Here is an 11,974-nt window from a genome sequence, read left to right as displayed (position 1 = left end):
CCATGGCGTCGATCGATGGGAAGAAGATCGCGACGACGGGCAGCGGGCATTTCTGCCCCGGGCCGACGCCTGCCATGAGCCTCGTCCCGCCGACCCCGCCTGCAGGGCCCGTCACGGCGCCCTTCGCGTACATGTCGCATTCGTCGACGGCGCAGAAGGTATCGAATCATCTGCTCGTCGCCTACAAGCCGGTCCTCACGCAGGGCAGCGTGATGGCGATTGACAAACCGGGCAATCTCCCGGGCCAGCCCACCGGCGGCGACGTCGTCACGCACATGACGTCCGCGTATAGCCAGATCATTTTCGCGAATCAGGCCAAGGTCCACGCGGGCGGCAAGCCGGTCGCGTGCACGGGCGTCAAGGTCCAGATGAACGTGCCCTACCAGGGGGCGTTCATCGCGCAGACGATCGGACAGCTCATCACGATGGATACCGTGCTGTGGGCTCAAAACGTGGCAGCGCTCGCCGCTGGCTCGCAGGTGATCCTCGACCCGATCTCCGTGGTCTCCGGCGCGGTGGTGGACACGGACGTCGACGTCTCGCTCCCAGGGCCGATTGCAGTCACGTGGACGCGGCTTTACGACAGCACACGCGCATCCGAGCACGGGCCGCTCGGCCACGGCGGGTGGACCCACGCGTACGATCAATGGATTGAGGTGGAGGGCGACGAGCTCCGACTCCGGGACGAGGATGGATCCACGCGCGTCCTGCGAAACGTGTCGGCAGGAAAAACGGTCGTTCACAAGGCCAAGCGAATCGAGATCACGCGGGATGCGCGCGGCGGCGGAGCATCGGTGGTCTCGCTCGCGACGGGTATTCGCCGCCTGTTTCGTCCCCAGGGAGGTACGCGGGCCCGGCTCGTGGAGCTCACGAATCTTTCGGGGCAGCGAATCCAGCTCGAATACGAGGGCGAAAAGCTCACGCAGCTCGTGGACACGGCCGGCAGGCGGATCCGACTCACGCACGACGAGAACGGTCACATCACGCGGCTCACGGTCTTCGCGTCGGGGGACGAGCGGACGCCGCTCCAGACCGTCTCGTTTGGCTACGATGTCGGCGGTGAGCTCGTCCGCGTCACGGATCCGCTCGGGAACGACGTCACCTACAGCTATGACGAGCGGCGGCGGCTCGTGAAAAAGACGCTGCCGACGGGCCTGTCGTTCCATTACGTTTACGATCCCGAGACCGGCCGTTGCGTCCGGTCCTTCGGCGATGGGGGCATTCACGCGGGCGACATCACGTACGACGAACAGCAGGGGACGACGAGGCTCTCGGGCACGCTCTCGCCGCGCGTTTTCTCGTGGCGGTCGCGGGATGGCGCGCTCCTCGGGATCACGACGAACGACGGGTCGGCCGCGCGGACGTGGGAGATCGACGATGACGGGCTCGTGGTCGCAGAGAAAGACGCCGCGGGGAACACGAGCCGTTTCGAATACGATGCGCGGGGCAACCTTGTAAAGATCACGGATCCGCTCGGGCGCGTGACCGAGCTCGTGCACGTGGACGATCGCGTGGTGCGGCGCGTGGCAGGTGGGCGCGTGACGGAGTATGGGTACGATGCGCGCGGACAGCTCACGTCGGTGAAATACCCGGGCGGCGTGTGGCTCACGCTCGCGTACGACGAGCACGGGCGGCTCGTGACGATCGCGGATGCCGCGGGGATCCGGGCGCGGTTCGTATGGGACGACCGGCACCAATGCATCGAGGAGCGCCTCGCGGGCGGGCTCGGGCGAAAATGGCAGCACGACGGGCTCGGGCGGCCCATCGCTTGCGTGGATTCGTACGGCCATACGACGCGGCGCGAGCTCGACGCGCTCGGGCGCGTGCTCGTGCACGAGCATCCCGACGGGACTTGCGTGCGTTTCGAATACGACGCGCTCGGGCGCAAGACGCGCCGCATCGACGAGCTCGGACGCGTGGCGACGTTCCGGCACGCGGGTGCGGGCTCCGTGGTCGAGGTCCGGAACGAGGACGGCAAGGCCTGGACCGTGTGCCACGACTTGCTCGAAAGGCCTCAGCGGATCCAGAACCCGAAGGCGGAGCTTTACGATTTCCGCTACGATCGTCTGGGCCGGGTGACGGAGATGCGCACGTTCGACGGGCGTATCCTGCGTGCGGCCTATGGTCGGAATGGCCTCGTCTCGCGCCTGTCGTTGCCTGACGGGACGTGGCGCGCCTATCGATACAACGAGGTCGACGAGCTCGTGGAGGAGGATACGCCGCACGGTGCAGGTAGGGTCGGGCGGGACGAGGTCGCGCGCAAGGTGACGTACGAGCTCGATGATCCGGCCGGAATCGTATCGGTCGAGATGCACTGGGACGAGGCCTCGCGGATCGTGTCGACGACGCAAAAGGCCGGGACGATCCGCTACGAATACGACGCCCACAATCGCAGGACCGCCGTGCACCTGCCGAGCGGGAAGGTCACGCGGTACGTGTACGACGAGGCGGGGCACGTGGCGGTGATCGAGCACGGCGGCGAGCGCGTGGCGTTCGCGCGGGACGCGGCGGGGGCCATGATCGGCTTTCGATTCGCGCGCTCCGGCGTCGAAGCGCGGTTCGCCTTCGACGCGCGCGGGCGCATCACGCAGGAATGGGCGGGCACGGACGGCCACGCGCTCGTGTCGCGCGTGTACACGTGGGACGTGTCGTCGAGGCTCACGGGCAAACGGGATGCACGCTGGGGCGAGGTCCGCTATCGGCACGACGAAATCGGGCAGCTCGTCGAAGCGGGCGAGGAGCGCTTCGAATACGACGCCGCCGGCTCGGTCGAGCCCACGGGCGCCGGCTGGGACGTGGGGCCGGGGAACGTGCTCCGGAGGGCCTCGAACGCGGCGTACTCGTACGACGAGGCGAACCGGCGTATCCGCAAGAAGCGAATCGATACGGGCGAGGTGCTCGAGTATTTTTGGGATTGCCGGGGCAATCTGCGCGAGGTCGTGCGGGGCGACGGGACGCGGATCCTGATGACGTACGATCTTTTCGGCAGGCGCGTGAAAAAAGAGGTCGTCGGTCCGGTTCGATCCGTCTCGCGCGAGGAGCTTCCTCCCCTGCCCTCGCGCCGCACCGTGGAGTATCTTTGGGACGGCGACCTCCTGCTCGCCGAAATCGACTCCGAGCGAGGCGAACGCACGATCGTCTATCACCCGGACACGATGGTGCCGCTGCTCCAGGGGGAAGGTGACGCCGTCTTCGGCGTGCTCGCGGACCACGTCGGCGCCGCGACGGAGCTCGTCGACGGAACGGGCGCGCTCGCTTTTTCGGGGTGTTATTCGGCGTGGGGCGCGCTCGCGCGGAGCGAAGCCCAAGCCGGGCCCTCGGGGCGGCCGGTGGCGCCGCTCTTGCGCAGGCTCGGACATCACCACGACGAGGACGTGGGGCTCTCCTATGTGCGGTATCGCTGGTTCGATCCGGAGGTGATGCGTTTCCTGAGCCCGGATCCGCTGGGGCTCGAGGGCGGGCCGAACCTCTTCGCGTGGAACGGGAGCCCGGTGATGCACGTGGATCCGCTGGGGCTCGCGTGTGTCTTCCTTGGAAATCCCACGGTCGACAAATTCATCTACGAATGTATGACGGGCGGGCGACGTGATGGCAGTTCGTATCAGGTGTACGTGCACGGAACCGTGGACGCGGTCCATGTGCAACATGCGGACGGGTCCTGGACGCAGATGTCGCCGCGAGAGCTCGGCGAGCGCTTGATGATGGCGGGCAACTGGGACAGGAACGTGCCGCTCAAGCTTTTCTCCTGCAATACCGGGCGCAGGCCCGATGCCATCGCGGCGCAGCTCGCCTCGCAGTATCAGGTGAGTGTCTTTGCGCCGAGCGAGATCGTCTGGGGGCCGGGATTGCACATTGCTCCGCCCATCGGCGTTCAGGATTCGAGCCGGTTGATCCCCCAGCCGGGTGTCACCTATTACCCGGATACGTCGCGCCCCGGGAAATGGAATAGCTGGGGCGCCGGAGGATACCCGAACCCCTACAACCATTACCCCGACGCTCCGCCCCGCCCGCCGCCTCCCTGAACGAGCCGCCTACCGGCCCGCGCGCATCCGCGCCCCCGCCTCGATCGAGAGGCGCTCCCACGTGGCGCGCTCCGCGGGCGCCGCCGCGAAACGCGCCTGCCACGCGGCGTCCTCGGACCGCTTCGCCTCCGGCGAGAGGCCATACCGCGCGATGATCCGGAGCGCGCCCGGCGGGTCGAGCCATATCTCGGCGCACATCGTGGCATAGGCCTCGATCGAGAGGCGCGTGGCGGGCCCGCTCGGGGTTGGCTTGACGAACGGAAGCACGGCAGAGAGGTTGATCGGGAGCGCGAGCGAGGTCTCCGCGAGCATGCTCGGCGGCGGGCGAGGCGCCGGAGAGGCAACGACGGGAGGTTTGTCCGGGGTCGGGAAAGGCAATGCGGGTTTGGCCGAGACGAACGCCGGCGCCGTGTCGCCGAGCGGGCGCGGCGCCGGAGAAGGCTCGGGCCCGAACGGCAAGATCCGAGGGTTCACTTTGAAGGTGAGGGCGGTCTGCGCGAGCGCCTTGGCGGCGAAGGGCAAGGCCGGCTTGTAGAGATGCACGGCCGGCCTCGTCTCGCCGAGCGAAGCAGGTGCGGGCCCTTGGAGCGGTCGCGGTGGGACGGCTTCCGGCGCGGTGACGGCCGGCTTTTTCGCGAAAGGCAAAACCGGTTTGTCGACATGGAACGCCATCTTCGTCTCGCCGAGGCCCTTCGGCGCCGGGCGGGGCGGGCTCGGAGGGAGCGCAGGCGGCGGCGACTTCTCCGGCGGCGCGACGAAAGGCAAGGCCGGACGATCGATGACGAAGCCGAGCGAGGTTGCCACGAAGGGTGCCTTCGCCGGCGCCGACGCATCTCGCGGCGCCTGGACGGGGAGGGTCGGGCCCGCTTGCACATCGGGGATATCGCCTGTCGGCCGGGCCAGCAGACCGAGCGCGTCTTTGCGCAGGGCGCGATCGGTCGACATGCGCGCCTGCCACAAGGCGAGCAAATGAAACATGTCGCCCTCGGCGAGGCCTCGAACAGCGAGGAACGAGAGGGGATCGGGGGCCTCGGAGAACGCGCCGAAGAAGGCGAAGAAGGCGCGCAGGTCCGTGTCGAGGGGGGGGACGGCTCGCACGACGTTCTCTGCGGGGGTCGGCGCCTCGTCACGCATCGGCCCGCACCTCGATCGCGTGGAGCACGCGCCGCGTGCGGCCGGCCGCAAACGCGACGCGGCCCGAGACCTCCAAGCGGCGCTCCGTCGGCAGGACGATCACTGTGTCGATCGGGATGGGCCGCTCTTCGCGCTCGCCGCCGTCGAACCGGGCAAACACGTGCGCGGCGATCCGAGGGAGTTCGAGCGCAAGCGGCACGAGCGACATGCCGAGGACACGGATCGGATCCCCTGGCGCGAGCCTCTCCTCGAAACGCAGGGACGGATGCGCCACGCAAGCGAAGCGCGGATCGTAATCCGCGGGCAGCATCGGCATACGTGTCTGCTGCCAGGACGAGCCGCACGTGCCGATGAGTTCGCGGCGCGGCGACCAGTGCGGCGGGATCGCGCCGTATCCCATCGGCGGGTGCCGATCCGAAGCCGATGTATGAGGCCGCTCGGGATGCTCGATCTGCGGCGCGCGCTTGCCGATCAGATCAGCGGCGCGACGCGCGACGCCAACACCCGCGGGGTTTTCGAGCTCGACGACCGCGAGATCCTCGGAGGCGCCGCCGTACGCGTTCTCGTAGATGATGGGCACGCGCTCGAACGGCGCCGCGGGGCCAACGGCGATGCCGAGCACGCCGTCGTAGTACACGCGCGGTCCATGCACGCAGAGCGGCGCGAGGCGCTGCTTCACCTGCACCACGACATCCATCACCTTCACGGGACGCGGCGCGACGGCGTCGCCCACGACCACGACGTCGGTGCCCGGCTTTTCGAGGCCGAGATCGCTCGGGAAGAGCAGGCTCGATCGTGGATCGTCGGGATCACGCGCCACGTCGCTCGTGCGCACCGGGCTCGGATTTTCGGCGGGTCGGAGATCTCCACGATCGTCCACGACAAAGGTGGCCTTCACGATCGTGACGACCACGTCGCGCCCCTCGGGATCAACGAGAGGCACGGGCAGCGCGGCGTATCGGGTCTCGTTGACGAAGCTCATCGCGAGGGCCCAGCGAGCATCCTACATGAGCACGTCCGCGCCTGGCGCCGACTTTACGGTCCGGAGGGAGAGAAGGTAGACCTTGTCGCCGCGAATACGGACCTCCCGATTCACGCCGTGAGGCCTGAGAAGCGCTGCGGCCCGTGGACCTCGCGCAGTTCGAGGCCTTCGGCGCCGCGAGAACGGCGCTCTTTTGCCTGCTCGCGATCCACCCGAGCGGCCACGTGCGGCAAGCGAGCATCGAGCGGCTCGCGAACGTGCGCGACGGGGTGGAGGTGCCGTTCCTGCTGGCGCGGCTGAACGACTGGGTGCGGCCCGTGCGCGCAGCGGCCAAAGCCGCAGTGATGGCGCGGATTGCGGAGGCACAAAAGGGAGACCTCGCGCGAGGTCGCGAGCTGCTCGCGAACCTCCCGCTCTTCGATCGCCTGCGAGTGCTCGGTCGGGACGACCACGCTCCGATCCGCAAGGCCTTCGATGCGCTGCTCGTGAGCATGCGCTGCTGGATGCGAGCGCTTCGGTCCGATGGATGGCGCGTCACTACCTCGCCGAGCACTGGAAGATTGACGCAAGGCCGCACTATCTCCAGGCCCTCGCCGAGCAGAAGCCGTCGAAGGTCGCGGCTGCGATCGCGGGGCTCGCCGAGTGGGGCGACCATCCGGACGACGCAGCGCGAGTCCTCGTGCTCCGCACTCACTCGTCGGCTGCCGTGCGCAAAGCAGCGCTCGTCGCGTTTGCCCGATGGGCTGGGGACAAGCACGTCGAGGAGCTTTTCGCGGCGCTCGGGGACGAGCGTGCAAGCGTCGCACGCGAAGCCACTTGGTATCTGAAGGAGCGGATCGGTCGCCTGGATCCAGCCCGGATCCAGCGCCTGATCCTCGAAGTGCCGCACGCGCACACACGATGCTGCTCGAAGCGTTGCTCGATGCGGAGCAGGCCGTGCGCGGGGAGGCGCGGAGAAGCCTCACGCCATGGGTGTGGCGGGCCGGCTGCGAGAGGACGTTCTTTGCTCCCGAAGAGCGGGAGCGCCTCCAGTCGGCGATCGAAGCGACGCGGCACGTGCTCGAACCATCCATCGCCGACAGGCGCTGAGCAACTTCGTACGAAGGCCGCCGCGCTAGGGGACGATCTTCGCTTCCTTGATCGCGTCGAGCTTGGGGAAGTTGTCGTCGAGGTAGCCGTACCCTTCCCGCTGGATCTTGCTCGCGTTCGGCCCTTTGCCCTTCGGCGCGAGCTCGCCGTAGCCCTTGTAGAACGAGTCGACGACCTTCATCCCCTCGACGACCTGGCCGAACGGCGCGAAGCCCTGCGTATCGAGCCGCGCCTGCTTGTCGACGTAGCTGATGAAGATCTGCGTGGTGCGCGTGTCCTTGCCCGCGTGCGCGAACGTGACGAAGCCGCGACGGTTGCTCTTCACCACGGGATCATCGGGAAAATACGCGCGGTACCAGGCGCCGTTCACCGCGGGCTCGGGGTGGATGCCGAACTGGACCATGAAGTCGTCGATCGCGCGGTGGAAACGGACGCCGTCGTAAAAGCCGAGCTTTACGAGGTTGTAGAAACGGTCCGCCCCGTTCGGCGCCCAGGCGCGCGTCACCTGCACGACGAAGTCGCCCTTCGTGGTGGAGAATTTCACCTTGAAGACATCGGGCGCCTTTTCGATCGCTTTTTCGGGATGGAAAAGGGGATCGTTGCCATCGCGTCCGCCTGCCGTGGGCGCGGTCGCAGATGTCGCCGGCGCCGCAGAGGGAGCGGCGGACGCGGCACTCGCGGCGGCTGTGGCGGATGGAGAGGCGTGGGGTGCGGGGGCTTCGTCCCGGGAGCAAGCGGCGAGGACGGCGAAGCTCGCGGCGAGGGAAAGGCGGCCGAGGAGGGACCGGCTCATGAGGGGCTAGCTTAACGAAAGCCCCGCGGCGCCGTCACGCGCGCCGGAGAACGCTCAGGAAAGAAGGAGCTCGCGCAGCGTCCCGAGGCCGACGGAGCCCACGCCAAGCAGGTCGGCGTGGAACGTTTTGAGGTCGAACGAACTGCCGCGGCGCGCGCGGAGCTCGTCGCGTAGGCCGAGGACCACGCGCTCGCCCACCTTGTAGGCAATCGCCTGCCCGGGCCAGCCGAGGTAACGCGTCATTTCGGAGGTAGCGTGATCCGCCGGGATGCGGCCGACGCGCGTGAGCATCTCGACGCCGTAGTCGTAGTCGATCCGCGCGCCGGGCCGGACCGGCGCGTCCATCGGCGCCTGCAAGCCGAGGTGCGCGCCGATGTCGAGGACGACACGGCACGCGCGCATCATCTGGCAAACGAGCTGACCGAGGACGAACTCCGGCTTGCTCAGGAAGCCGAGCTCGTCCATCAGGCGCTCGGCGTAGAGCGCCCATCCTTCGGCATACCCCGTCTGGTAATCGCTCATGACGACGCGATGCAGTCGCGAGAGCCGATGCTGCAACGAGACCTGCACGCTGAGCTGCAGGTGATGCCCGGGGAATCCCTCGTGATAAGCCCTGCTGAGCTCCATGTAGAGCGGGATCTGCTCGCGCTCGCCGGGGGAGTACCAGATGGTGCCGGGCCTGGAGAAATCGTCGGAAGGCGGCAGGTAATAGGCGCCGAGCGTGCTGCCGGCCGGCGCGAGCTTCACGTCGACCCGACGCGCGGGGGGCGAGATGTCGAAGTGCACACCGGCGAGCGCATCCACCGCGCGTGCCTGCCACTCGGCGACGATGCGGACGAGATCGTCCGGGCCGCGAGCGCATCGAGCCGGATCGGTCTCGAGCAAGCGGATGACGTCGTCGATCGAGGCGCCGGGCAGGATCTGAGCAGCGACTTCGCGCATGCGAGTGTCGATCTCGCGGATTTGCGCGAAACCCCAGGCAAACGTCTCGCGTAGATCGATCGAGATACCGAGGAAGCCTCGCGCCTTGCGCGAATAAACCTCCTCGCCAACGCCGTCCTCGACGCGCGCGGCGGGACGATAGGTCTTCTCGATCCACTCGGTCAGCTCGCCATAGGCGCGGCGTGCGTGCTCGATCCCGCGCTCGAGCGATTCGGCAAGGGCTGGATCGAACGCGCTGCTCTGCACGAACGCCGGCCCGAGCGTGCGGAAGAAGGAGCCCTCTCCCGCGTGCACCCGTCCCTGGGCGAGGACAGCGTCGACCTGGCGTAGGGCAGCGGTCTTCCCGCGGCGAAGGCCCTCCTCGAGGGCTCTGTGATAGGACGAGGTCGCGCGATCGATTGTCGACAGACGCGTGATCATGCTCTCCCAGCCGGCACGCGAGCTCGTGTCCATGACGTCGAGCACCATGCGGATATGCTGGAAGGGGGAGGCGATGTTGTTGAGGTCGACGAAATGATCGCCCTGGACGATGCGGTCGAGCTCGACGTCCAGGAAGTCGCGCATGACGCGCGCGGCGATCCGGTCCTCGGTTCGCTCGGGCGCGGGGAGCGCATCGAGCTGCCGGCGATAACTCGATAGCATCGCCGCCGTGGACTCCGCGCCTTCGGGGCCAAAATCGTCCCAGGCGTGGTCATGCCCCCGGACGCCCCAAAACGTGGCCGAGGTAGGACGATGTGTAGCGATGTCTTCGAGCAGAGCGTCGCTGAGCGCGAACACGGGACCAGAGCTGTTGTGCATGCCGGATGAAAAACCAGATGATGAAAAAAAAAGCCTGCAAGCGAATGCTTGCAGGCTTTAGAAAAAGACCCGGCGGCGTCCTACTCTCCCACTGAGTCGCCCCAGCAGTACCATCGGCTCCAAGGAGCTTAACTTCCGAGTTCGGGATGGGATCGGGTGTGGCCTCCTCGATATCACCACCGGAAAATTTGGGTGTCCACGAAGGCCCCGTGGCGGTGGGGTTCTCTTCATGGTCGCGTCCTATCGCAGCTCAGAGCTGCGCGGATTCGGTCACCCGAACTCCGCGCGCGAGCTTCAATGTTGCCTTAGAGGTATGGTCAAGCCGCACGACCGATTAGTACCGGTTAGCTCCGCGGATTACTCCGCTTCCACACCCGGCCTATCAACCTCGTGGTCTACGAGGGGTCTTTAGGAGCCTTGCGGCTCGGGACACCTAGTCTTGAGGCCGGCTTCCCGCTTAGATGCTTTCAGCGGTTATCCGTTCCGTACATGGCTACCCGGCTATGCCCTTGGCAGAACAACCGGAACACCAGAGGTACGTCCACTCAGGTCCTCTCGTACTATGAGCAGCTCCTCTCAAGTGTCCTACGCCCACGGCAGATAGGGACCAAACTGTCTCACGACGTTTTAAACCCAGCTCGCGTACCGCTTTAATCGGCGAACAGCCGAACCCTTGGGACCTGCTCCAGCCCCAGGATGCGATGGGCCGACATCGAGGTGCCAAACCGCGCCGCCGATGTGAACTCTCAGGCGCGATCAGCCTGTTATCCCCAGAGTACCTTTTATCCGATGAGCGATGGCCCTTCCATGCAGAACCACCGGATCACTAACGCCTGCTTTCGCACCTGTTCGACCTGTCGGTCTCACAGTTAAGCTCCCTTGTGCGTTTGCACTCTACGCCTGGTTTCCAATCAGGCTGAGGGAACCTTCGCACGCCTCCGTTACTTTTTAGGAGGCGACCGCCCCAGTCAAACTGCCCACCAGGCAGTGTCCCCGACCCAGGTCATGGGTCCAGGTTAGATTTCCAGAATATCCAGGGTGGTATTTCAACGTTGGCTCCGCCGAACCCAGAAGCCCGGCCTCAATGCCTCCCACCTATCCTACGCAGAATATCCCGAAAATCACTGCCAAGTTGCAGTAAAGGTTCATGGGGTCTTTCCGTCTTGCCGCGGGTAGAGGGTATCTTCACCCCCGATACAATTTCGCTGAGTCCCTGGTCGAGACAGCGGGGATGTTGTTATGCCATTCGTGCAGGTCGGAACTTACCCGACAAGGAATTTCGCTACCTTAGGACCGTTATAGTTACGGCCGCCGTTTACTGGGGCTTCGGTTCGGAGCTTCGCTTGCGCTGACTCGTCCCCTTAACCTTCCAGCACCGGGCAGGCATCAGACCCTATACGTCGTCTTACGACTTCGCAGAGTCCTGTGTTTTTAGTAAACAGTCACAACCCCCGTTTCTCTGCAACCACCCCACGCTCCGGTCGCGAGGACCTTCACGCAGAGCGGCACACCTTCTCCCGAAGTTACGGTGTCATTTTGCCGAGTTCCTTAACCAGGGTTCTCTCACGCGCCTTGGGATACTCACCCCGCCCACCTGAGTCGGTTTGCGGTACGGACACCAAAGGGGCTCTGTACGCGGCTTTTCTTGGAAGTCTGGGATCACCGAGTGTCTCGGACTAGGTCCGAACCTCATCACCTCTCGGATACACGAGCTGCCGTTTGTCCCTATCGGGTCCTGGCAACTCATCCTACGGGCTTGAACACGGCAAACCATCCGCCGTGCCCGGCCTACCCTACTCCGTCCCCGCTTACTTCAACGCCATCCTTGGTGGTGCAGGAATATTAACCTGCTTCCCATCACCTACGCCTCTCGGCCTCGGCTTAGGATCCGACTAACCCATGGGAGGATTATCCTTCCCCAGGAAACCTTGGGCTTACGGCGACCGAGTTTCTCACTCGGTTTATCGCTACTCATGCCTGCATAAGCTCTTCTCAGGTCCGTTACCGGTCGTCACCGTCCGGCGTGTATCTACCTGAGAATACTCCCCTACCGCTCTCTTTCGAGAACCCGTAGCTTCGGTGCCGAGCTTAGCCCCGTTATATTTTCGGCGCAGGTTCGCTTGACCAGTGAGCTATTACGCTTTCTTTAAAGGATGGCTGCTTCTAAGCCAACCTCCTGGTTGTCTGTGCGCTCCCACATCCTTTGACACTTAG

At 65.8% G+C, this 11,974-nt stretch carries 7 protein-coding genes and 2 rRNA genes (1 of these 9 only partly in view); 2 read left to right on the top strand and 7 right to left on the bottom strand.

Annotated features, from left to right (window positions below; all coding sequences use genetic code 11):
• The first annotated feature begins 2 nt into the window (after positions 1 to 2).
• On the top strand, positions 3 to 4,022 hold the full coding sequence (locus POL67_RS15365; RefSeq protein WP_271918103.1) for a DUF6531 domain-containing protein: 4,020 nt from the start codon (positions 3 to 5) through the stop codon (positions 4,020 to 4,022).
• 9 nt (positions 4,023 to 4,031) lie between these two features.
• On the opposite strand, the gene POL67_RS15360 is transcribed toward POL67_RS15365, so the two are convergent.
• From POL67_RS15360 to POL67_RS15350, 3 genes are all read right to left on the bottom strand, one after another.
• Positions 4,032 to 5,156: a hypothetical protein gene (locus POL67_RS15360; protein ID WP_271918102.1), complete on the bottom strand. Its 1,125-nt coding sequence runs from the start codon at positions 5,154 to 5,156 to the stop codon at positions 4,032 to 4,034.
• Positions 5,149 to 6,138 carry a DUF2169 family type VI secretion system accessory protein gene (locus POL67_RS15355; RefSeq protein WP_271918101.1) on the bottom strand — a complete coding sequence of 330 codons (990 nt, stop codon included), beginning with the start codon at positions 6,136 to 6,138 and terminating at the stop codon, positions 5,149 to 5,151. Before POL67_RS15355 ends, POL67_RS15360 begins: the two co-directional genes overlap by 8 nt.
• Before the next feature lie 110 nt (positions 6,139 to 6,248).
• The gene (locus POL67_RS15350; RefSeq protein WP_271918100.1) at positions 6,249 to 6,590 is read right to left on the bottom strand and encodes a hypothetical protein; all 342 of its coding nucleotides are present in this window, start codon (positions 6,588 to 6,590) and stop codon (positions 6,249 to 6,251) included.
• A 448-nt stretch (positions 6,591 to 7,038) separates the two neighbouring features.
• On the opposite strand from POL67_RS15350, the gene POL67_RS15345 reads away from it, so the two are divergent.
• Positions 7,039 to 7,227 (top strand): hypothetical protein, encoded by a 189-nt coding sequence (locus tag POL67_RS15345; protein ID WP_271918099.1) that lies wholly within the window; start codon positions 7,039 to 7,041, stop codon positions 7,225 to 7,227.
• 25 nt (positions 7,228 to 7,252) lie between these two features.
• On the opposite strand, the gene POL67_RS15340 is transcribed toward POL67_RS15345, so the two are convergent.
• The 4 genes from POL67_RS15340 to POL67_RS15325 form a co-directional block, all read right to left on the bottom strand.
• On the bottom strand, positions 7,253 to 8,020 hold the full coding sequence (locus POL67_RS15340) for a peptidylprolyl isomerase (protein WP_271918098.1): 768 nt from the start codon (positions 8,018 to 8,020) through the stop codon (positions 7,253 to 7,255).
• Positions 8,021 to 8,074: 54 nt separating this feature from the next.
• Positions 8,075 to 9,760 carry a DUF885 domain-containing protein gene (locus POL67_RS15335; protein ID WP_271918097.1) on the bottom strand — a complete coding sequence of 562 codons (1,686 nt, stop codon included), beginning with the start codon at positions 9,758 to 9,760 and terminating at the stop codon, positions 8,075 to 8,077.
• Between the two features lie 67 nt (positions 9,761 to 9,827).
• Positions 9,828 to 9,944, bottom strand: a 5S ribosomal RNA gene (rrf, locus tag POL67_RS15330).
• Between the two features lie 129 nt (positions 9,945 to 10,073).
• Positions 10,074 to 11,974: ribosomal RNA gene (locus POL67_RS15325) — 23S ribosomal RNA — on the bottom strand (it continues 1,105 nt past the right edge of the window).

The sequence above is a fragment of the Polyangium mundeleinium genome (assembly GCF_028369105.1).
GTDB lineage: Bacteria > Myxococcota_A > Polyangia > Polyangiales > Polyangiaceae > Polyangium > Polyangium mundeleinium.
This window is presented reverse-complemented; position numbering and strand designations above follow the sequence as displayed.